22 protein-coding genes are annotated in these 19,680 nt (G+C 71.3%); 10 read left to right on the top strand and 12 right to left on the bottom strand.

Annotated features, from left to right (window positions below; translation table 11 throughout):
- Positions 1–161: 161 nt before the first annotated feature.
- Entirely contained in the window at positions 162–1,190 is a 1,029-nt protein-coding gene (locus tag TFC3_RS27880; protein WP_067508065.1) for a carbohydrate-binding protein, read from the bottom strand.
- A gap of 129 nt (positions 1,191–1,319) precedes the next feature.
- Positions 1,320–1,697: an ATP-binding protein gene (locus TFC3_RS27875; protein WP_236718488.1), complete on the bottom strand. Its 378-nt coding sequence runs from the start codon at positions 1,695–1,697 to the stop codon at positions 1,320–1,322.
- Positions 1,698–1,777: 80 nt separating this feature from the next.
- On the opposite strand from TFC3_RS27875, the gene macS reads away from it, so the two are divergent.
- Both macS and TFC3_RS27865 read left to right on the top strand, forming a co-directional pair.
- Entirely contained in the window at positions 1,778–2,875 is a 1,098-nt protein-coding gene (macS, locus tag TFC3_RS27870) for a MacS family sensor histidine kinase (RefSeq protein WP_067508061.1), read from the top strand.
- A 23-nt stretch (positions 2,876–2,898) separates the two neighbouring features.
- The gene (locus TFC3_RS27865; protein WP_173745423.1) at positions 2,899–3,531 is read left to right on the top strand and encodes a response regulator transcription factor; all 633 of its coding nucleotides are present in this window, start codon (positions 2,899–2,901) and stop codon (positions 3,529–3,531) included.
- A gap of 4 nt (positions 3,532–3,535) precedes the next feature.
- Here the strand turns inward: TFC3_RS27865 and TFC3_RS27860 are convergent, their stop codons facing one another.
- From TFC3_RS27860 to aroA, 5 genes are all read right to left on the bottom strand, one after another.
- Positions 3,536–4,093: a DUF5709 domain-containing protein gene (locus tag TFC3_RS27860; protein ID WP_067508057.1), complete on the bottom strand. Its 558-nt coding sequence runs from the start codon at positions 4,091–4,093 to the stop codon at positions 3,536–3,538.
- A gap of 10 nt (positions 4,094–4,103) precedes the next feature.
- The gene (locus TFC3_RS27855; RefSeq protein WP_067508055.1) at positions 4,104–4,877 is read right to left on the bottom strand and encodes an anti-anti-sigma factor; all 774 of its coding nucleotides are present in this window, start codon (positions 4,875–4,877) and stop codon (positions 4,104–4,106) included.
- 213 nt (positions 4,878–5,090) lie between these two features.
- Entirely contained in the window at positions 5,091–5,912 is an 822-nt protein-coding gene (gene hisN / locus TFC3_RS27850; RefSeq protein WP_067508053.1) for a histidinol-phosphatase, read from the bottom strand.
- Positions 5,913–5,921: 9 nt separating this feature from the next.
- A complete protein-coding gene (rsgA, locus tag TFC3_RS27845; RefSeq protein WP_173745422.1) occupies positions 5,922–6,977 on the bottom strand; it encodes a ribosome small subunit-dependent GTPase A in 1,056 nt (351 codons plus the stop codon).
- 2 nt (positions 6,978–6,979) lie between these two features.
- Positions 6,980–8,305, bottom strand: a complete 1,326-nt coding sequence (gene aroA, locus TFC3_RS27840) for a 3-phosphoshikimate 1-carboxyvinyltransferase (RefSeq protein ID WP_067508051.1) — start codon at positions 8,303–8,305, stop codon at positions 6,980–6,982.
- Between the two features lie 92 nt (positions 8,306–8,397).
- Here aroA and TFC3_RS27835 point away from each other — a divergent pair, with 92 nt between their 5' ends.
- The 5 genes from TFC3_RS27835 (at position 8,398) to rsrA (ending at position 11,666) form a co-directional block, all read left to right on the top strand.
- A complete protein-coding gene (locus tag TFC3_RS27835) occupies positions 8,398–9,141 on the top strand; it encodes an SOS response-associated peptidase (RefSeq protein ID WP_082772555.1) in 744 nt (247 codons plus the stop codon).
- A 275-nt stretch (positions 9,142–9,416) separates the two neighbouring features.
- Positions 9,417–9,812 (top strand): WhiB family transcriptional regulator, encoded by a 396-nt coding sequence (locus TFC3_RS27830; protein WP_067508049.1) that lies wholly within the window; start codon positions 9,417–9,419, stop codon positions 9,810–9,812.
- A gap of 69 nt (positions 9,813–9,881) precedes the next feature.
- On the top strand, positions 9,882–10,502 hold the full coding sequence (locus TFC3_RS27825) for an alpha/beta family hydrolase (protein WP_067508046.1): 621 nt from the start codon (positions 9,882–9,884) through the stop codon (positions 10,500–10,502).
- Between the two features lie 43 nt (positions 10,503–10,545).
- Entirely contained in the window at positions 10,546–11,382 is an 837-nt protein-coding gene (locus TFC3_RS27820) for a sigma-70 family RNA polymerase sigma factor (RefSeq protein ID WP_067509738.1), read from the top strand.
- 5 nt (positions 11,383–11,387) lie between these two features.
- Positions 11,388–11,666: a mycothiol system anti-sigma-R factor gene (gene rsrA, locus TFC3_RS27815; RefSeq protein WP_067509737.1), complete on the top strand. Its 279-nt coding sequence runs from the start codon at positions 11,388–11,390 to the stop codon at positions 11,664–11,666.
- A 46-nt stretch (positions 11,667–11,712) separates the two neighbouring features.
- Here the strand turns inward: rsrA and TFC3_RS40565 are convergent, their stop codons facing one another.
- Positions 11,713–11,787, bottom strand: coding sequence for a 50S ribosomal protein bL37 (locus tag TFC3_RS40565; protein ID WP_369700219.1), 75 nt, complete (start codon positions 11,785–11,787; stop codon positions 11,713–11,715).
- Between the two features lie 101 nt (positions 11,788–11,888).
- Here TFC3_RS40565 and TFC3_RS27810 point away from each other — a divergent pair, with 101 nt between their 5' ends.
- On the top strand, positions 11,889–12,104 hold the full coding sequence (locus TFC3_RS27810) for a biotin/lipoyl-binding carrier protein (RefSeq protein WP_067508044.1): 216 nt from the start codon (positions 11,889–11,891) through the stop codon (positions 12,102–12,104).
- Positions 12,105–12,108: 4 nt separating this feature from the next.
- Here the strand turns inward: TFC3_RS27810 and TFC3_RS27805 are convergent, their stop codons facing one another.
- Positions 12,109–13,731, bottom strand: coding sequence for a tetratricopeptide repeat protein (locus TFC3_RS27805; RefSeq protein ID WP_067508042.1), 1,623 nt, complete (start codon positions 13,729–13,731; stop codon positions 12,109–12,111).
- Positions 13,732–13,976: 245 nt separating this feature from the next.
- Here TFC3_RS27805 and TFC3_RS27800 point away from each other — a divergent pair, with 245 nt between their 5' ends.
- Positions 13,977–15,011 carry an SIS domain-containing protein gene (locus tag TFC3_RS27800; RefSeq protein WP_067508040.1) on the top strand — a complete coding sequence of 345 codons (1,035 nt, stop codon included), beginning with the start codon at positions 13,977–13,979 and terminating at the stop codon, positions 15,009–15,011.
- A 23-nt stretch (positions 15,012–15,034) separates the two neighbouring features.
- A complete protein-coding gene (locus TFC3_RS27795) occupies positions 15,035–16,585 on the top strand; it encodes a sensor histidine kinase (protein ID WP_067508039.1) in 1,551 nt (516 codons plus the stop codon).
- Here TFC3_RS27795 and TFC3_RS27790 read toward each other — a convergent pair whose 3' ends face one another.
- From TFC3_RS27790 to TFC3_RS27780, 3 genes are all read right to left on the bottom strand, one after another.
- On the bottom strand, positions 16,586–17,221 hold the full coding sequence (locus tag TFC3_RS27790; RefSeq protein WP_153040511.1) for a class F sortase: 636 nt from the start codon (positions 17,219–17,221) through the stop codon (positions 16,586–16,588).
- A complete protein-coding gene (locus TFC3_RS27785; RefSeq protein WP_067508034.1) occupies positions 17,218–17,871 on the bottom strand; it encodes a DUF4142 domain-containing protein in 654 nt (217 codons plus the stop codon). The genes TFC3_RS27790 and TFC3_RS27785 overlap by 4 nt, the downstream gene beginning before the upstream one ends.
- Before the next feature lie 68 nt (positions 17,872–17,939).
- On the bottom strand, positions 17,940–19,430 hold the full coding sequence (locus TFC3_RS27780) for a glycosyltransferase family 39 protein (protein ID WP_067508031.1): 1,491 nt from the start codon (positions 19,428–19,430) through the stop codon (positions 17,940–17,942).
- Positions 19,431–19,680 lie beyond the last annotated feature (250 nt).

Here is a 19,680-nt window from a genome sequence, read left to right as displayed (position 1 = left end):
GGGCTTGGTGGGGAAGCGCTTCCGGCTGCAAGCGATTTTCAGGGGGCCTTCGAAGTCGTGCGACCCCGGAGCCGGGCGGCATTGAGGCCGTTACCCGGGCCCGCTTGACTCTTGAGCCGCCCTGGCAGCCGCGCGGCCTTGAGGCCGCGCGGCTGGTGCGATCAGAGCTTCTTGAACAGCGAGGGCAGAGCGGTCGGCTCCCAGCCCGGCAGCGAGGTGTGGGCCTCCAGCACCTCGTACTTCGCGCCCTGGAAGCTGACCACATCGCCAGCCTTGTAGTCGGTGAACGCCGCCCAGGCCGCTACCGCCGGCGTGGTGGGCGTAGCCGACGGGGTCGGCGAAGCCGAAGCGGGGGCTGAAGGCGAAGGCGACGAGGGCGCGGCCGGCGGCTCGGTCGTCGCGCTCGGTGCCGGCTCCGGGGAAGCGGTCTCCGAGGGCGCCGGGGCCGGGTTCTCGTCGTCGCCGGCCGCCGTGACGCGGATGAAGTCGACGACCATGCGGGCCGGCAGGTCGGCTCGGTCGCTCGCACCCAGGCTCAGGGCCATCCCGAACGGCTGGTCGGTTTCCACGCCCGAGGCCGGGAACTGCTGGCGGTCCTCGCCGTCCACCGAGAAGGTGATGGTCTCGGGCGTCCAGGTCACCGCGTACGTGTGGAAGTCACCCGGCTCTGCGCGCTTCAGCAGGTTGATCGTGCCCAGGTCGGGACGGCCGCCGCCGGTCAGCTCCAGGGCCGGCTCCAAGCCCTCGCCCTCGGGCACCTGCACGCGGGCCTCGATGCGGCCCGATTCGCGCTGGAAGATGTCCTTGGTGGTCAGGCGGGCCGAGGTGCGGCCGCGGCCGTCGCGCGCCGTGACCAGCAGGTTGCCGTCGCCGTCGAGGCGGGCGTTGCGGGTGCTCATGGTGAACTCGAGACCCTCGTCCGTGCGGCTGGTGCTGAACGCCCACTTCGCCGGGTCGACCGTGCTGCCCGCGCCGCCGTCGAACTGGTCCTCGAAGGCATCGTTCGGCGTGCGTTCGCGGCCGCGCTGGAAGTCGGCAGCCTCGTTGCGGCGGCGCTCCGAGGCGTCCGCGGTGGCGTTGCGCATCGGCAGCCAGACTGCGGCGCCCAGCCCGGTGAGCGCGACGGCCAGCGTGACGACTAGCCGGGGTCGTACGCGGGACGGCCGTTGCGGGGTGCTGTGTCGGGGCACGGGAAAACCTCCGGGGGCGGTGAGGCCATCGAGTGCGAAGCACTGGTGAGTTGGCGCTGATGCGTCAGGGAAGACCTAAGAAGATCGAGGCACAAACGTCAAGGGGAACCGGTCAACTTAAAAAAAGATTCAGGTTTCCCCGGAGGGGCCGGTGGTGGTCCGGCTCGAAATGCGTACCGATGTGCCTTCCGGCCCGGTGGTGATGTCGAGCGTGTCGGTGAGCTTGCCGACCAGGTAGAGACCCCAGCCGCCGGGCTGGTCGGGGGCCGGGCGCTGCGGCTGGAGCGTGCCCAGCCCGGCGCCGTGATCGCTGACCTCGCACACCACTGCCTCGCCGGCGCTCCACACCGCCACCCGGCCGTTGCCGCCGCCGTGGCGTACCGCATTGGTCAGCAGCTCGTTCACGGCCACCACGAAGTCGTCCAGGCGGTCCCCGCCCAGACCGGAGGCACCGGCGGAGGCAGCCACGGCGTGCCGCAGCGCCGTCACCTGGCCGGCGTCGAACACCTCGGAGATGAGAAGTTGCGTACTGATCCTTCGACGTTAAGCCACGATCGATCAGAGCGCCCTCTGAGTATGGTCAGCTCATGGCGGAATCACTGTGGCGAGCCATCGCCGTCTACCGCATCGCCGCTCTGATCTACGTGGCGATCCTGGTGATCCGCAACGTCGGCGACTACGCCCACCCCGCGCTGGCCTGGCCGGTGCTCGCGCTCACCGCGGGCTGGACCGCCATCACCACCTATGCGTACGCCGAGCCGGCCCGCCGCCGTCCGCCGCTGCTGGCTGCCGACCTGCTGATCACCATGGCGGTGATGGCCTCCAGCGCCTTCATCGTGGGGGCGCACGCGCTCAAGAACGGCAGCCCGACGCTCGCCGTGGCCTGGCACGTGGCGCCGGTCATCGCATGGGCGGTCGCGGGCGGGCGCCGGGGCGGCATCACCGCCGCGCTGGCCATGGGCATCACCGACCTGGTCACTCGCAACCACTACGACCAGGCCGCGTACACCGGGACCGTGCTGATGCTGCTGGCCGCCCTGGCGGTCGGTTACCTGGTGGGCGTGGCCGAGCAGGCCCAGCAGCGCCTCGAACGGGCGATTCAGCTCGAGGCGGCGACCCGCGAGCGCGAACGGCTGGCCCGCGACATCCACGACTCCGTGCTGCAGGTGCTGGCGTTGGTCAAGCGGCGTGGCAGCGGGCTGGATGGGGAGGCCGGCGAGCTGGCCCGGCTCGCGGGGGAACAGGAGGCGGCGTTGCGCACCCTGATGACCGGGCGCTCGGCCGAGCCGGTGGACGATGCCGAAACGGACCTGATGACGCTGCTGGATCCGTACGCGTCGGAATCTGTTTCGGTGGCTGCCCCGGCCGCAGCGGTCCGACTGCCCGCAACCACCGCCCGTGAAATCGCGGCCGCGGTGGCCGCCGCCCTGGACAACGTCAACCGGCACTGCGCGCCCGGCACGAAGGTATGGGTGCTGGTCGAGGATGAGCCCGCGGCCGTCACGATCAGCGTGCGCGACGACGGCTGCGGCATTGCCCCGGACCGGCTCGCCGAGGCCGAGACGCAGGGCCGGCTGGGCGTCGCGCAGTCCATCCGGGGGCGGATCGCCGACCTGAACGGCACCGTGCGCATCACCTCCACACCCGGAGACGGCACCGAGGTCGAGATGTCAGTGCCTCGATAGGGTGGGGCGTGGCAATCAGGGTGATGGTGGTCGACGACCACCCGATGTGGCGCGACGGGGTGGCGCGGGATCTGACCGCTGCCGGCTATGACGTCGTGGCGACCACGGGCGAGGGACAGCAGGCGGTACGCATCGCCGGCGCGGCCCGGCCCGACGTCGTGGTGCTCGACCTCCAGCTACCGGACGTCTCCGGGGTGGAGGTCATCACCGGGCTGCTGGGAGCGTTGCCGGATGTGCGGGTGCTGATGCTCTCGGCCAGCGGCGAGCAGCAGAGCGTGCTGGACGCGGTGAAGGCGGGCGCGTCGGGCTATCTGCTCAAGTCGGCCGGTCAGGCGGAATTCCTGGACGCGGTCGGGCGCACGGCGGCCGGCGACACCGTGTTCACCCCCGGTCTGGCCGGGCTGGTGCTCGGCGAATACCGGCGGCTCGCGGTGGAGCCGGCCGGTGGTGACGAGGACGCCGCGCCGAAGCTGACCGAGCGGGAGACCGAGGTGCTGCGTCTGGTGGCCAAGGGCTTGTCGTACCGCCAGATCGCGGAACGCCTGGTCCTCAGCCACCGGACGGTGCAGAACCACGTACAGAACACGCTCGGCAAGCTTCAGCTGCACAACCGCGTCGAGCTGACCCGCTACGCGATCGAGAAGGGGCTCGACTGAGCCGTCAGCGGTAGCGCGGGGCGTTGGTCTCGTGCATGGCGGCCTCCTCGGCGCTGGCCCCACCACCGGCCGCACCGGCGTCGTAGGCCACGCTGTCGGGCTCGTCGTCGTAGCCGTAGCCCTCATCCGTCTCGACCAAGCGGCCGACCGGCTGCGGGGCGGCATCATCGAGCTGGCCGTCGTCGTACATCGACACCGCGGAGTTCGGGTCCGAGGTCGGGCTCTCGCCCCAGACATCCGCGTCCAGTTGGCGCTGCTCGGGGCTGTCGACGGTCTCGTCGTACGGGTCGCGGCGCGGCGGCAGCGGGTCCTCGGCGCCGACGTCGGGCTCCTCCTGGCTGAGCCGGTAGTCCAGGGACTCGCCCTCGCGCTGCTCCTCCGCGGTGTCGCCGAAGCGGTTGGAACCGCCGGGGCCCACGCCGGGCAGTGCTGCGGGGTCCGGCCCGTCGGCCTGACGACCGCTGTTCACCTCGTCGTACGCGGTCGAGTCGTCGTCGGCCGTGCCGGGCAGGCCGGACGCCTCCGGGTCGGAGACCTCGGTCGGGTAGTCGTCGTCTCGCATGGTGTCGTGTCTACCCAACCGTGGGGTGGGCCATGCCTGCTTCGCGCGTATTGCCAGCCACCTCGGGTTCACCTTCCAGTGCGGCCCACACGATCTTGCCGCCGGGAAGCGGCATGCTGCCCCAGCGCCGGGCGACAGAATCGATCAAGAGCAGACCGCGGCCGCCGTACGACGTGACGGGCACCGGACTGCCGGTGAACACCGGAATGGTGGTCGAGAGATCGCGCACCGCCACCGTCATGGCCTCGCCGTGCAGCCCGAGCAGCACCGTCATCTCGGTGCGGGCGTGCGCCACCACGTTGTTGACCATCTCGGTGATCACGATGCAGGCAGGCCCGGCCAACTCGGCCAGCTCCCACCGGGCGCAGGCCTCGGTGACCAGCTCCCGGGAGCGCCGGGCAGCCCCGATCACCGGGTCTAGCATCTCGCTCATGAAGTGCCCAGGGCGGGGCCGGCCGAGCGCGGCGAAGGCGTCCTGCGGGGTCGGCCAGATCGCCAGGCCGGGCAGCCGCCAGTCCTGGGCGTCACCGGTGGCGCACAGGGCCAGCCGGGCGCAGGGCCACTCGGCGGCCTCCCCGGCGAGATCGGCGAGCACCTCGGCCGCCTTGGGCTCCTCGGAGATCAGCTCGCGCACGTCCACCACGACCGCCTCGGGCTGGTCGGCGAGCACGCCGCGCACCGCCGAGCGCACCAGGGGGGCTGAGGCGGCGTCGAGCACCCCGGCGAACCGGACGACCGGATAGGCCTGCCCGCGGTCGACCACGTGCCGGACGCCGCTCACCATGATCGCTCCATTGTGCCTAACGTGGAAGGTTTTCGCATTCCCGGGGAACGCGGACCGTAGGAGAAAAGTACTATTCACGACATTTGCGAGTCAGACCTACGGGCCAGGAAGTACCCCATCGGCCGCGACGTATGCATGAACCCCGGTGCGCGGGCTCAACGGACAGCAGGCGGCAGGCGGTCCGGCTCGATCCTGCGGTGCAGCCCGCGGACATCACCCGGCGAGGATGGACCAGTTCTTCCCGCCGCTGAGCCGTTCCAAGATCTCCTCGTGCAGGTGACCGTTGGTAGCGATGGCGCTGCCGTCCCCGGGGGCACGGTGCCCGGCCAGGTCGGTGAACTTGCCCCCGGCCTCGGTGATGATCGGGATCAGCGCGGCCACGTCCCACAGCGACAGTTCGGGCTCGACCATGACCTCCAGCGCGCCCTCGGCGAGCAGCATGTAGCCGTAGAAGTCGCCGAACGCCCGGCTGCGCCACGCGTCGCGCATGATGCCCAGCATCGGCTGCAGCCGGCCCGCGTCCTCCCAGCCGGTGAGGCTGGAGTAGCAGAAGCTGGCGTCGCCGATCTTGCGGACCGCTGACACGGTGAGCTTGGTCGCGGCCCGCTGGTGCTTGCCCGCGTACGCCCCGAGCCCGCGGGCACCCCACCAGCGGCGGCCCAGGGCGGGCGCGGACACCAGCCCGGCGACCGGCTGCTCACCTTCCATGAGCGCGATGAGCGTGCCCCACACCGGCACGCCGCGGATGAAGTTCTTGGTGCCGTCGATCGGGTCGATCACCCAGTGCCGGTTGCCCTGCCCGGCCGGAGCGGTGGAGTTGCCGAACTCCTCGCCGATCACCCCGTCGCGCGGCCGGGCCCGGGCCAGCGTCGCGCGGATCGCCTGCTCGACAGCGGTGTCGGCGTCCGAGACCGGGGTCAGGTCGGGCTTGGACTCCACGCGCAGGTCGAGCGCGCGGAACCGGGCCATCGAGATCGAGTCCGCGGTGTCGGCGAGCAGGTGGGCCAGGGCGAGGTCGTCGGCGTACGAAGACATGGGCGGAGGTTACTCGGTCTCCGGTTCGCGCACGTCCAGCTCACCGGCCCGGCTGCTCAGCAGCCTGCGGTACGAGGCCAGCCGGCGCGCGTCAGCCTTGCCCGAAGCCACCCACGCGTCCAGCGTGCAGTCGACGTCGGCTGCGGTGTGACCACAGTTCGGCGGGCAGTCGGCAGTGCCCTCGACCAGGTCGGGGAACCCGTGCAGCAGGCTGTCGGCGCTGACATGGGCCAGCCCGAAGCTGCGGATGCCCGGCGTGTCGATGATCCAGCCCGGGTCACCCTTCCTCTTGACCCGGGGCAGACGCAATGCCACCGCGCTGGTCGAGGTGTGCCGGCCCTTGCCCACCGCGCTGACCACCCCGACGGCTCGCAGCGCGTCCGGAACCAGCCGGTTGACCAGCGTGGACTTGCCGACGCCGGAGTGCCCGACCAGCACCGAGATGCGGTCGGCCAGGTGCTCGCGCAGCTCGGCGAGGTCGCTGTCCGGCTGGACCAGCACGTACGGCAGGTCCAGCTCGGCGTAGTAGTCGAGCACCTCGGCCGGCCCGGCCAGGTCGGCCTTGGTCAGGCACAGCAGCGGGTCGATGCCGGCGTCGTACGCGGCGACCAGGCAGCGGTCGATGAACCCGGTGCGCGGCTGCGGGTCGGCCAGCGCGCTGACGATGACCAACTGGTCAGCGTTGGCCACGACCACGCGTTCCAGCCGGCCCTCGGGGGTGGTGTCGTCGTCGTCCGCGGTGCGCCGCAGCACCGAGGTGCGCTCGGCGATGCGGACGATCCGGGCCAGCGCGCCGGGCTCGCCGGACACGTCACCGACCAGGGCCACCCGGTCACCCACCACCACGGACTTGCGGCCCAGCTCGCGGGCCCGCATGGCGGTGACGATGTCGGCCTCGGGGTCCGCGTCCTCGCGCACACAGCCGTAGCGGCCGCGGTCGACGGTAATGACCAGCGCGTCGACCGCGTCCTCATGCTTGGGCCGGGACTTGGTACGCGGCCGCGACGATCGGCCCGGGCGGACCCGGACGTCGTCCTCGTCGTACTCCCGTTTACGCGCCGGCAGAGTCAGCTCCCTGTCACGAGTCCGGCCCAGAGCTCGGGGAACTCGGGCAGGGTCTTCGACGTACACGCTACGTCGCTCAGCTCGACGCCCGGCACGGCCAGGCCGATCACGGCCGCCGCGTGCGCCATCCGGTGGTCGGCGTAGGTCTCGAAGGTCGCCGCCTTGAGCGGTCCCGGGGTGATCTCCAGGCCGTCGGGGTGCTCGACGATGCCCGCGCCGACCTTGCTCAGCTCGGTGGCGAGCGCGGCGATCCGGTCGGTCTCGTGCCCGCGGATGTGCGCGACGCCGGTCAGGGTCGACGGCGAGCCGGCCAGCGCGGCCAGCGCGGAGATCACCGGGGTGAGCTCGCTGACCTCGGACAGGTCGGCGTCGATCCCGTGCAGCTCGCCGGTGCCGCGCACGGTCAGCCCGGCGTCGTCCTGGGTCACCTCGGCGCCCATCCGGGTCAGCAACTCGATCACGGTCGCCACCGGCTGCCAGCTCTCCCTGGGCCAGCCGGCCAGCGTGACGGAACCGCCGGTGACCATCGCGGCCGCGAAGAAGGGCACCGCGCCGGACAGATCAGGTTCGATTTTCCAGGTACGTCCACGCAGCGCCCCCGGCTCGACGCTCCACACGTCCGGCACGCTCTCGTCGACGACCGCCCCGGCCGCGCGCAGCATGTGCGTGGTCATCCGCAGGTGCGGCGCCGACGGGACGGGCGGCCCCTCGTGGCGCAGCACCAGCCCCTTGGTGAAGCGGGGAGCGGAGAGCAGCAGGCCGGACACGAACTGGCTGGATCCCGAGGCGTCGATCACGGACTCACCGCCCGCGACCATGCCGGTGCCGCGCACCACCAGCGGCAGGCCGCCCTCGGGGGAGGAATCGAGCACCACCCCGAGCGAACGCAGCGCCTCCACGATCGGGCGCAGCGGGCGGTTGCGGGCGTGCGGGTCGCCGTCGAAGGTGACTGTGCCCTCGGCCAGCGCGGCCACCGGCGGCGCGAAGCGCATGATCGTGCCGGCCAGCCCGACGTCCACGGTGGCCGGCCCGCGCAGCGGCCCCGGCTCGACGGTCCAGATGGCTGCGGTGCCGGCGTTGCCGGGCACGTCGCCCGCTGCCCCGCCGGCGCTGCCGGTGTCGATCGCCGCGCCCAGCGATCGCAGGGCGGCGGCCATCAGCGTGGTGTCGCGGGCCCGCAGCGGGCGCTCGATGCGCGACGGACCCTCGGCCAGCGCACTGAGCACCAGCGCCCGGGCGGTCATCGACTTGGAGCCGGGCAGGCTGACGGAAGACGCGACGGGTCCGGTCGCAAGGGGGGCGGTCCAGGGCCGCGCTGCTGCAGTCACCCCTTCATTCTGCCGGGCGCATGTGACAGGAATTCGACCGGTCTGGCTCGGCGGGTCAGCAAGCAGGCGGTGCGCGGCGTACTGTCTGCCGCATGTGCGGGAGGTATGCGACGACGAGGAGCGAGGCCGACCTGAGCCGGCTCTTCGACGCTGCTCCCGTGGCCGAGTCGCTGGCCCCGAGCTGGAACGTTGCGCCCACCGAACCGGTGCCGCTGATCCGGGTTTCCGAACGCCATGCGGGCTTGGTCGTCGACACCGCCCGTTGGGGGCTGCTGCCGCCGTGGGCCAAGGATCTGCGCGCCGGCTCCCGCATGATCAACGCCCGCGCGGAGACGGTCGCCGGGAGCCCGGCCTTCGCCTCCTCCTTCGAGAAGCGCCGCTGTCTGATCCCCGCCGACGGCTGGTACGAGTGGGTGCGCACCGGCAAGCAACGCCAGGCCTATTACATGACCCCGCTCGACGGCTCGGTGCTGGCATTTGCCGGGATCTGGACGATGTGGCGTGGCGAGACGATGAGTTGCAGCGTGCTGACCACTGCCGCGCTGGGTGGGCTGGCCGCGGTGCACGACCGGATGCCGCTGGTCCTCCCGCAGCAGCGCTGGGCCGGCTGGTTGGCCGGTGGCGGGGTCGCCGAGGAGTTGCTGCAGCCGATGTCCCCGGCCGAGCTGTCGGTGATCGAGGTGCGGGCCGTGGGCGCCGCCGTCGGAAACGTGCGCAACAACGGTCCCGAGCTGACCGCGCCCCTGGCTGGCTCGACGGCTTCCGGGGCCACTTCGACCGCGACCCCGGCGGCTTCGGCCGCTCCCGTTCAGGTTCGGGAAGGGACGCTCTTCTGAATTCAGCAGTCGGCAGCACCCATCGCTGATCTCGTTCCCAGCACCGGCGACGAGATCACCTTCTGCATGTCTGAATTGCCGGATCAACAAGCTCCGTGCGGCGATTGATGGGTATATGCGGGTATTCAAAATAGCCAAGTTTGTTGCGAGATAGATAAGCCCCTTGTTCTGATCTCCCTTCGTGCGATAGAAACCAGCGCCGGTTGTGATGCGGGGGCGCACGGTGCGCACCCCGTGGTCATGGCTGTACCGGCACCCACGGGGGAGGTGGGCTGATGACACGCGCACGAATGCCGCGTCCACATGAAGTTGCCATCGCACGGCGTGACCCGAGGCTGCTCGCAGCGATCGAGGAGCGCCGCTCGGACGAAGCCTGGCGCACCCGCGGCGCCTGCCGCAGCGTCGATCCGGAGACGTTCTTCCCGGCACCCAACGAGCCGACCGAGAGCGCTGTGGCGCTCTGCGGGTCGTGCGACGTGCAGGGGCCGTGCCTGGCCTGGGCTTTGCAGGTCGGGGACTGCCACGGGGTCTGGGGCGGCACCACGCCGCGCGAACGCCGGGCCATGCTGATCGCATGGCGCGAACGGGTCGACCCGAACGGTGAGCCGGTGGACGACGGTCCCGATGAGGCCGATCGCCAGTTGCTCACGCTGGAGCCGGCCGCGAGCTGACGCATGATCTTCGCAGGCGGGCGGCCCGGCGCGGGCCGGACCGCCCGGTCCTGCCGGTAGACATGATTCGTGCAGAGCTTTGAGATCACCACGCCGCGCGGGCCGGCCGGGGTGCGCGTCACCGAACCGGCCGGGCGGCCGGTCTCGCTGCTGGTCCTCGGTCACGGTGCGGGCGGCGGCGTCGATGCCCCCGACCTGCAGGCCGTGCAGGATGCCGCGGTGGGCGCCGGGGTGCGGGTAGCCCTGGTCACCCAGCCCTACCGGATGGCCGGGCGCCGGGCTCCGGCTCCGGCTGGGCATCTCGACGAGGCGTGGACGGTGGTGGTGGAGCGGTTGCGCGAGACGGGACTGCCGCTGATCGTGGGCGGTCGCTCCAGCGGGGCCAGGGTTGCCTGCCGTACGGCCACGGCGCTGTCGGCCACCGCGGTGCTGGCCCTCGCCTTCCCGATGCACCCACCGGGCAAACCGGACAGGAGTCGGACCGGTGAGCTACCCGGCTCCCTGCCGACCCTGGTCATCAACGGCGACCGGGATCCGTTCGGCGTGCCCGTGGCCACCGGCAATGTCGAGGTCGCGGTGCGCGCTGGGGCCGTACACGATCTTCGCAAGGACCTGGCCGGAACCGCCTCGATCGCCATCGGCTGGCTGGTCCGCAACGGGTGGGCGCAAGCCGGAATGCGCGGGGCCTGACCGCGGTTGCACCACCTGCGAAGGCTGTACGTCGGAAGGGGTAATTGAGGTGCATGCCACAAGCGACGGCCTGCAGGCCCGCAGAGTGCAGGAGTTGTTGCAATCCCCGGAGTGGCCGGCTGTTTCTCCCGCTCCTGTCACGCCATTGGTGAGTGTCAGCACACCGTCGGTTTTCGAACCGGTAGGTGGGGCACTACCCGTATCCTCGGCGGGGCAGTCGAGGGGAGAGGTGCGGGTGCCGACAGAGCGGACCAGTAAGACCGAACGCAGCGAGCGTTCCAGCAGGGTGCGGACCGAGCAGGCCCGGGCCCGGTTCGAGCGTGACGCGCTGCCCTTCGTGGACCAGCTGTATGCCGCTGGCCTGCGGATGACGCGTAACCCGGCCGATGCCGAGGACCTGGTGCAGGAGACGTTCCTGAAGGCGTTCTCCGCGTTCCACCAGTTCGAAGAGGGCACCAACCTCAAGGCGTGGCTGTACCGGATCCTTACCAACACCTACATCAACTCCTACCGGCGCAAGCAGCGCCAGCCCGTGCAGGCGCCCACCGAGGAGATCTCGGACTGGCAGCTTGCCTCCAGCGAGTCGCACACCTCAAGCGGTCTGCGCTCGGCCGAGACTGAGGCGCTGGACCGGCTGCCGGACAGCGACATCAAGGATGCGCTGCAGTCGCTGCCCGAGGAGTTCCGGCTGGCCGTCTACCTCGCCGATGTCGAGGGTTTCTCGTACAAGGAGATCGCCGACATCATGGGCACGCCCATCGGAACGGTCATGTCCCGCCTGCACCGCGGCCGGCGCAACCTGCGCAAGCTGCTGGAGCAGTATGCGACGGACCGCGGCATCACCCGTAGCTCCGGCGCGACCGCCGCTCAGGAGGCGTGAGCGACGTGAGCGACGACGATAAGAAGACCGATTGCAGCGTCGTGATCAGCGAGGTTTATCTCTACCTCGATCTGGAGTGCAGCGACGAGCGCCGCAGCCTGATTCAGACGCACCTGGACGAGTGCTCGAGCTGCCTGCGCGAATATGGCATCGAGCATGAGGTGAAGGCGCTGGTCGCCCGCTGCTGCGGCGACGAGACGGCGCCCAAGGAGCTGCGCGAGCGGCTCAAGGTCAAGCTCAGCGAGTACGTCATCGAGACCGAGACCCGCGAGTTCCTGCCCTGACCCCGGCCTGAAGAAGGCCCGCAGCGTCACGCTGCGGGCCTTGCTTTCAGCTGTTGGGACGCTTGCCGTGGTTCGCGCCGCTCTTCTTACGGGCCTTCTTCTTGCGAGCCTTCTTCGCCATATCGATCTCCTCATCGCTTGGCAGCCAACCCGACGATCGTAGACGGCCGCCTCGTGGCAGGATGACGTCACCTGCACAGCGCCGAGTGGGAGGACTGCCGCATGGCCGAGGAAATCCGTGCCGAGATGGTGGCTAACGTCTGGAAGGTCGTGGCCGCGCCCGGTGCCGAGGTGGCCGAGGGCGACACGCTGGTGATCCTGGAGTCCATGAAAATGGAGATTCCGGTGCTGGCCGAGTCGGCCGGCCTGCTCAAGGAACTGGCCGTCAACGAGGGTGACGTGGTGCAGGAGGGCGACCTGATCGCGGTCGTCGAATAACAGCTCAGCCGCCGGAGAACCAGCGCCGCAGCCGCGCGCCGCGGCCGGTGCGTTGCCGGGGGATGAGCGAGATGGCGTAAATCTCCTCGGCTCGGGCGACCTCGGCCGCGCGCTGGCGGATCTCCGGGCGCACGTCCGGGGTGGCGAGCACGAGGTGCGCGACCGACCAGGCAAGCCCGGGGGTGCCGGCGGCATCCTCGAGCCGGCTGGCCAGCAGGGCAGCCACGTCGGGGCGCGCCTGCGGGTCCACCCAGGCATAGGTGACCAGCGCGGACAGGGCGGCTTCGGCGATCCGGTCGAGCCCGTCGGTGGCCAGGCTGACCAGCAACCGGCGGCGCTTGGAGCCGGCCCAGGGCTCGTCCGCGCCGTGGTGCAGCAGCCCGAGGCAGGCCCACACCCGCGCGCACTGGGCCCAGAGGGCGGGACTGTGGGTGGCCAGCGCCCGGCCGGTCTCGTCGTCGGGGGCGTCGGGCGGCCGGACGATCAGCGCCAGCAGGTCCCTGGGCTCGACGAGCATCAGGCTCAGCGCGGCGTCGTACGCGGCTGGCGGGTGCGGCCACAGCGGATGGGCAACCCGGTGCAGCCGCTCGACGGACTCGGCGCTGGGCGTCAGCGCGGCCGGGAACGGAGTGCGGGCCGGGTCCAGCGGCAGCTCGGGCGCCGAGGGCACACGGCTGAGCCACGGCTGGTCGGCGCAGCAGTCCGCGAGATCGGTGTGCTCATGGGTGTCGTCGGGGTGGTCGCGCTGGAAGTCGGCGAGCCGCACCAGGTGGGCCAGGTCGCCGTCGGCGTGGTAGCGCAGCCGGTGTCCGGTGTGCACGGCGCACTCGAACGCCGGGTCCTTGCTCAGCGCCCGGTCGATCCAGTTGAGCGCGTCTTCGAGGCGGTCGGCGTCGGCGAGCGTGCCCGCGATGTCGGCGTACAGCGACAGGTCGTCCGGGTCGTACATCACCGCGCGGCGCAGGGCGGCCAGACATTCGGGGATGCGCCCGGCGCTGCGGTAGGCGTAGCCCAGCCAGATCTCGGCCAGCTTCGAGGGCCGCAACCGGGCGCCGCGCAGCGCCCAGTCGACGGCCTGCGCGGGTTCCTCCAGCCGGCGGGCCAGCGCGGAGGCGGCACCGAGCAGCATGGCGTGCTCGGCGTGCGCGTCGACCGCGTGCCGGACCAGCGTCAGATAGGGCTGCAGGGCCGCCCGCCCGGACTCCGGTGCCGGGTCGCCGATCGCCGTGCACAGCTGCATCACGATGTGCGCCAGCAGCCCCGGCTCGACCCGGGCCGCCAGCTCGGGGTCGCGCACCCAGGGCACCCCGGCCCACTCCACGTCCGGAGTGTGCCCGCTGGCCGCGACCAGCAGTGGCAACCCGTCCTCGGGGCGCCCGGCCGCGGCGAGCAGGTGCGCGCGGGCGACGACCGTGCCGACGAACGCGTGCTGCTCGATCGGGAACAGCTCCAGCGCGCCGCCGGTGCGCTCGGCAAGGCGGCCCAGTAACTCGTGGGTTGCCGGGTCGGTGGGCGCGTGCGCGATCGCGCCGGCCAGATGGTCGGCGGCCTGGTGCATCTCGCCGCGTTCGAGCGCCTCGCGCGCCTGTTCCAGGTCGCGCTCGGCGGAGCGCCGGGCTTCGTCCATGGCCGTGCCTTCCTTGCCGCGCGTGTCGGAGTCGCCGCCACAACAACGCCGCGCTGCACAGGGGTCAGTGGCCCCGGTAGGCCACCGACGCGAGCCTAGGGGATGTGCAGCAATCTGTCAGGCCCGTCTTGGCTGCGTGCTGCTGCTCAAAACGTTGCGTTTAAGCAGGCAAAAGTGCAAGACTGCGCATCGTACGAGCGTGTCGTGCGCATAAAGGAGGAACAGTGACGCAGCGAGGCCAGGGTATGGCGGCCGACATCGCGGAGCAGCCGGCAGGCTACGCGCGGTTGCTGGAAGGTGAACCCGCGCGGCAACTGGCCGAGGTCGCCGCGAAGGTGGCCGAGCAGCGCCCCAAGCACGTCGTGTTCGTCGGGCGCGGCACGTCGGACCACGCGGCGCTCTACGGTGCCTATCTCACCGAGATCCGGCTGGGCATCCCGGTCGCGTCGGCCTCCCCGAGCGCCATCACCCTGTACGGAGCCCGCCCCGATTTCGCCGGCGCCCTGGTCATCGGGGTCAGCCAGAGCGGCGGCTCGCCCGACCTGACCGAGGTGCTCAAGGTCGCCCGGGAGAATGGCGCGCTGACCCTGGCGGTCACCAACAACCCGGGTTCCACGCTGGCCACCACCGCCGAGCTGTCCGTCGACGTCGCTGCCGGTCACGAGCGAGCCGTCGCGGCCACCAAGACCTACACCGCTGAGCTGCTCGCGCTGCTGCTGCTCATCGAGGGCATCCGCAACGGCGACGGCACCCTGCCGGACGACGAGCGGGCCGCGCTGGCCAAGCTGCCCGAGTTGGCCGAGCAGACGCTGAGCGCCAACGGCGCCGACGAGCTGGCCCAGCGCTACCGGTTCGCGTCGCGGATGGTCACCACCGGCCGCGGGTATGCCTACCCGACCGCCCGGGAGACCGCGCTGAAGCTGATGGAGACCTCGTACCTGCCCGCGCTCGCGTTCTCCGGCGCCGACCTGCTGCACGGCCCGCTCGCCATGACCGACCCGGACGTGCCGGTGCTCGCGGTGGTCGGCAGCGGCCCCGGCGGTGAGTCGATGAGCGAGGTGGTGACCCGCCTCGGCGAGCGTCGCGCAGACGTGGTCACGATCGGCGCACACGACATCGCGGGGGCGGCCGGCCGGCTGGCCGTACCGGAGGTGGACGAGCGGTATGCGCCGCTGCTGGACATTCTGCCGCTGCAGAAGCTGGCCCTGGCGCTCGCGCTGGCCCGCGGCGAGGACCCGGACGCGCCGCGCGGGCTCAAAAAGGTAACCGCCACGCTGTAACAGCGGCATGGCAGGCTTGGTACGTGTCCACCCTGCGCGATCTTGCCGAAGAGCACACCGGCCTCGGCCTTACCGGCATCGACCACCTGACCCGGCTCGCCGGCGAATGGCAGTTGCTGTCCGACCTGTCGTTCGCCGATCTGCTGCTCTGGGTGCCGGTACGCGGAGAGCCAGGCCAGCCACGCGCCTACCTCTGCGTTGCCCAGGTGCGCCCCACCACCGCCGCGACCGCCTACCAGGACGACCAGGTGGGCAAGATCGTCAGCGGTCCGGAGGTGGCGCACCTGGACATCGCGTACGCCCAGGGCCGCATCTGGCGCGAGGGTGACCCGGTCTGGTACGGCAACACCCCGGCTCGCCACGAAGCCATCCCGGTGCGGGTGCGCGACGCCGACGAGAACGTCGAGATCATCGCCGTCATCGGGCGCGACACCAACTTGTCCACCGCCCGCACGCCCAGCCAGCTCGAACTCAACTACCTGACCACCGCCGACGACCTGGCGCAGATGGTCTCCGACGGCACGTTCCCGCCCGCGCACTACCCCGGCGAGACCACGTCGGCGCCGCGCGTCGGGGACGGGCTGGTCCGGCTGGATGCCTCCGGCAAGATCACCTATGCCAGCCCGAACGCGCAGTCGGCGTATCGGCGGCTGGGTTTCAACGCCCACCTGGTCGGCGAGGATCTGTCGGTGCTGTCCAGCCGGCTGGCCGGCGACCCGTTGGAGGGCACCGACGCGGCCGAGCGCATCCTGACCTCGTTGCGGGGTGAGGCGCCCCCGCGCAAGGAGATCGAGGCGCGGGGGGCGACCGTGCTGATGCGGGCGCTGCCGTTGATGCCGGCCGGGGTGCCGATCGGTGCGCTGGTGCTGGTCCGCGACGTGACCGAGGTGCGCCGCCGGGACCGCGCGTTGATGACCAAGGACGCGACGATCCGCGAGATCCACCACCGGGTCAAGAACAACCTGCAGACGGTGGCGGCGCTGCTGCGCCTGCAGGCCCGGCGGGTCAACATCCCCGAAGCTCGGATGGCCCTGCAGGAATCGGTACGGCGGGTCGCCTCGATCGCGCTGGTGCACGAAACCCTGTCGATGTCCGCCGACGCCGACGAGGTGGTGGAGTTCGACGGCATCGTGGACCGGGTCGCGACCGCCGCCACCGAGGTCGCCGCCACCGAGATCACCGTCCGGATGCGCCGCGAGGGCACCTTCGGCGTGCTCCCCGCCGAGATCGCCACCTCGCTGGTCATGGTCCTCAACGAGCTGCTGATCAACGCGGTCGAGCACGGCTTCCCGGCCGCCGCCGAGGACAACGACACCCCGCTCTCGATGGTTCCGCCCGAGCCGACCGGCGAGGTGGTCGTCTCGGCGCACCGCTTCCGCAAGCAGCTGCATGTCACCGTGGCCGACAACGGTCAGGGACTGCCGCCGGAGTTCGCGGCTGAGGCCAGCGGGCGGCTGGGCCTGCAGATCGTGCGTGCGCTGGCCACCGGCGAGCTGCGCGGCAGCATCGAGCTGCGCAACCGCGCCGGTGGGGGCACCGAGGCCGTGCTGGTGGTGCCGCTGGCCAAGCGCTGATCACCGGAGCGGTTCGGCGTAGACGACGACGTTGTCCGAGTAGGCGCCGTCGTGGAAGGAGCCGCCGCAAGTGATCAGCACCAGCCGGGGTGTGCCCCCGGCCCGGAACAGGTCGGCGGGCAGCCGGCGCTTGACGTAGCTGCGCCGGGCGGTGACGCGGTAGTCCTGCGCCCGGCCGCCGGTTCGTACCTGGACGCGGGAACCCATCGGCAACGACTCGAGGCGGAACAGCACTCCCGGGCCGTCGGCCGCGGTGTCGACATGCCCGGCCAGCAGAACTGTGCCCTGCGCTGCGCCGGGCCGGGCCGATCCGATCCACCAGCCCACCCGCGCGGGATCCGCGGGAATGCCGAGCTCGCCGTTACGGCTCACCCCGGACGGGTCGACGGGCGCATCGACTTCGAGCGCCGGAACTACCAGGCGTACGGGCATGGTCGCCGGAGCCGGTGGCAGCCGCGGGACCCGCGAAGCGGGCGGTACCGACGGAACCGCGGGCGAAGCCGGAGAAGTGGCGGCCGGGAGAACCCCCGCGTCGGCGGGAGCCCTCCCGGGAGCGTGCAGGGTGGTGATGCCGGCGACGACCGAGCAGAGCCCGGCAACCAGCGACATCACCCCCAGCGCAGCGCGCTTGGTCACGCGCGCGCGGACCGGCGGCGGAGAAGGACCGCGGCGGACATGATCAGCAGGGCGCCGAGCGCGAGCAGGCTGAGAGCGCTGGTGCTGATCGCACCGCGGCCGGCCTGACCACCGGTGCCGGAGTTGACGCCGGTCGGTACACCCAGGTCGCGCGCGGCCGCGTCCAGGGCGTCATGGTGTGACTGGATCACCGGAGCGGCGTCCTGGGCGGCCTGCTTGGCCTGGGCGTCGCTGCCCCGGGCGACCTCGGTGCGGCCCAGCGTCAGGGCTGTCATGTGCGCATCCATCTGAGTGGAGACGAACAGGGCATCGAAGTCGTCGCCCGAAGCCGACTGGTAGCGGGTGGCCAGCGCCTGCTGCTGTGCGTTCGGAGCGTCGGGCAGGTCGACTCCCAAGGCCGAGGCGGTCTGCTGCAAGGCGTTGTCGAGCCGGGTGTGGTCGGTAACGAATCGTCCGCCCAGATCCTTGACCTGCTGGTCGGTGCCCTTGCTCTGGGCGAGCCGGCCACCCGCGATCTCGGCGAGGTTGGACTGGTGGGCTGCCTTCAGGTACGTGCTGTCCTGGCCGGACGGCGCAGCCGAGGCCGGCGTTCCGGGCAGGAAGAGCAGGCCGGCCACGGCAGTGCAGACGGCGAGGCGTCGCATCAACATTTTGCATCCTCTCGTGATGGGGTGGCCCGCATGCCCCAGCAAACGATGGCTATGCATGAATCGACGAGTTAATCGATGCAACAAGCGGTTTGGGTCGGACCGGGGCCCCAGTGCCGGTACGCCGGGCTGGGCTCCTGCGGGTCCGGCTCGGCGGGACGCCGGGCAAACAGCCCGATCGTGAAACCCTCCACCCGGCTCTGCATCAGCTGATCGAACGAGCTCGTCAGGATCGCCCGCACCGGCGGGCTCAGCTGATCCGTCACCCCGGCCCGCCGCCCGGTTTCCAGGCTGTCGGCGCTGAGCGTCCACACCCGGTCCACCGTCGCGAAGCACAACGCGGTGTCCGGGCACTCCGTCGCCCACAGCGACTCGGTGCGCAGCTCATCAGCCTGCAGCAGCACGTCGCGCGGCAGGTTGGAGCCGGCGTAGTAGGTCATCGCGAGGTCGGTGAACTGCCAGCCGTCGCGGGGTGCGTAGACGATCGCGTCGCCGAGCTGCTGGGTGTGCTGGATCAGGTCGGCGGCGGCCCGGTAGTCGAACGCCGAGTGCGTCCGGCGGATCGTGGCCTGCAGCGGCAACCCGATCAGGGCCAGCACGACGACCACGGTGAGTCCGAGCGGCAGACGCAGCAGAGCCAGCCCGCGACCGGCCAGCGCACAGAGCAGCGGGACCACGAAAATGAGGTAGCGGCCGACGAACATCGGAGTAATGAGCTGGTCGATCGCGTACAGGGCGAACACCGGCAGCACCGCGGTGAGGACCATCAGCACGCCCCACCACTCGCGGTTGCGCAGCGCCAGGGCGGCCAGCGCGCAGACTGCCCCGCCGAGCACCCCGGAGAGGAAGATGGTCCCGGCGATCTCGGCCAGATCCGCCGGGTTCGCGGCCGACAGCCAGTCCAGCTGGGCGCCGCGCTGACCCAGCCCGAGCCGCGCGAACGGGACCACCGCGGCCACCCCGAGCAGCACCGACGGCCCCCACCAGAGCAGCCGCCGCCAGCTCGTCGCCACCACTGTCACCAGGTGCCCGAGCAGCAGGAGCAACGCGATCTGATGCGACAGACCGAGCAGGATCAGGCTTGTCGCGTACGAGACCCAGCGCGCCCATCGCGACCACTCCAGCGCCCGGACCAGCAACAACGTCGACAGCACCGCGAACAGCGCAGCGAACGCGTAGCCGCGGGCCTCCTGGGCGTACCGGGAGATCACCGGCAGCACCGCCACGATCAGCCCGGCCAGCAAGGCCGGACGCACGCCCCACAGCCGCCGGGCCAGCAGCGCGGTCACCGCCGCGGTAGCGGTCATCGCCGCCATGGAGGGGATGCGCAGCGCCAGCATCGAGTTCCCGAACACCGCCATCGACCAGTGCGCGAGCAAGTAGTACGGCACGGTGACGCCGTCGATGTGCTGCCCCATGGCCAGGATCTCGCCGGCCGAGCGTCGCGCCGCGCTCCACGTGGCGATTTCGTCACGCCACGGCTCCGGCACCGCCGCCTGGTACGCCACCACGAACCCGGTGAGCACTGCCGGGACCAGCCAGCACAGGACGCGGGCCAGCATTCGCACGTCGCGCAGTATGTCACCCGGATCCCAGCCCGCACCGCCGGCAAGTCGATCTGCACGGACCAGGTGTCGATCTTCACGGATAGGGGGTGGTCCCCGACACACTCCCGAAATCTGGACCGCACTGGCCCAGAATGGCCGTACGTGAGAGGCTTACCGGCATGACCGCTGCAGTTGACCGCCGCTTCGTGGCACGTCGCCACGTGGATTACGGGCGTGTCCGCAGCGCGATGTGTCCGGCTTCCTG

Origin of the sequence: Actinoplanes sp. TFC3, assembly GCF_001553785.1 — a bacterium.
GTDB lineage: Bacteria > Actinomycetota > Actinomycetes > Mycobacteriales > Micromonosporaceae > Actinoplanes.
The sequence above is the reverse complement of the archived record's forward strand: the minus strand, read 5'-3'. Positions and strand labels throughout refer to the sequence as shown.